The sequence below is a fragment of the Mangrovihabitans endophyticus genome (assembly GCF_014646155.1).
Classification (GTDB): Bacteria; Actinomycetota; Actinomycetes; order Mycobacteriales; family Micromonosporaceae; genus Actinoplanes; species Actinoplanes endophyticus.
This window is the reverse complement of record NZ_BMMX01000133.1, coordinates 1-787: the sequence shown is the minus strand read 5'-3', so window position 1 is coordinate 787 and position 787 is coordinate 1. Positions and strand designations below refer to the sequence as shown.

The 787-nt window shown below is 75.2% G+C and carries 2 protein-coding genes; both read left to right on the top strand.

Annotated features, from left to right (window positions below; translation table 11 throughout):
• Window positions 1–118 precede the first annotated feature (118 nt).
• Window positions 119–325, top strand: coding sequence for a hypothetical protein (locus IEY73_RS32740; protein ID WP_189083224.1), 207 nt, complete (start codon window positions 119–121; stop codon window positions 323–325).
• Window positions 322–648: a hypothetical protein gene (locus IEY73_RS32735; protein ID WP_189083223.1), complete on the top strand. Its 327-nt coding sequence runs from the start codon at window positions 322–324 to the stop codon at window positions 646–648. Before IEY73_RS32740 ends, IEY73_RS32735 begins: the two co-directional genes overlap by 4 nt.
• Window positions 649–787 lie beyond the last annotated feature (139 nt).

Sequence of the window (787 nt, the reverse complement as noted above, 5' to 3'; positions counted from 1 at the left end):
CCCCCGGTCGCGTCGGACCCGAGGCGGCCGGCCCTCACCTCAGTGGGGAGGTGAGGGCGGCGCGCGCCGCCACGCCGTGGCCGTCACCTCCCCTTTCGCAGGGACGAGGGAGACGACCATGTGGTGGCCAGGACGACGACGGGACCGGCGCAGGCTGGCGGCGGCCGAGGCGCTGCGCCGGGCGCGGCGCCAGCAGGCGGCCGAGCATCGTGAGGCGGTGCGCCGCATCCTTGAGGCGGCGTCGCGCGAACGGACCCGGCAGATGCCAGTGGTGCGGTCGACGCTGGTCACCCGTCTGGGTGAGTCGCGGGGGTCAGGGCGGTGAGCGGGCCGCTCCCGGCGCCGGGCCCGGAACTCGGCAGGCGTAACCGCAGGTTGATCGCGGAGCGTCTGCACTGGCCCGACGGGGCACTGGAGGCGTGTGAGCGCATCGACCGGTGCCATCCGGGCTGGATGTCCACGTGGGCACCGGGCGGCGGCGTGGAGTGGGTCGAGCGGGGGTTCTATGCGCAGCCGCGGCTGGCGCGCCGCAGTGATCCTCGCTGGCTGTTCGGCGCGACGCCGCTGGAGCTGCTGGCCGCGCTGGATGATCACATCACGGCGGAGCGTGCGGAGCGTGCGCGTGTGTCGCGATGGCGGCTCACCTGATGGGCGTCGCCCGGTGCCGGTAGCTGAGCATCTGCCGGTCCGGCCGTCGTGGCTGTGCTGGCTGTGCGGCGAGCCGTGGCCGTGCGAGTCGGGCAAGCGGCGCATCTCGCGTGACCTGGACGGCCCGGAGCGCGCCCGG

Coding starts and splice junctions, on each gene's coding strand:
- IEY73_RS32740 (WP_189083224.1), top strand. CDS start 119: ATGTGGTGGCCAGGACGACGACGGGACCGGCGCAGGCTGGCGGCGGCC.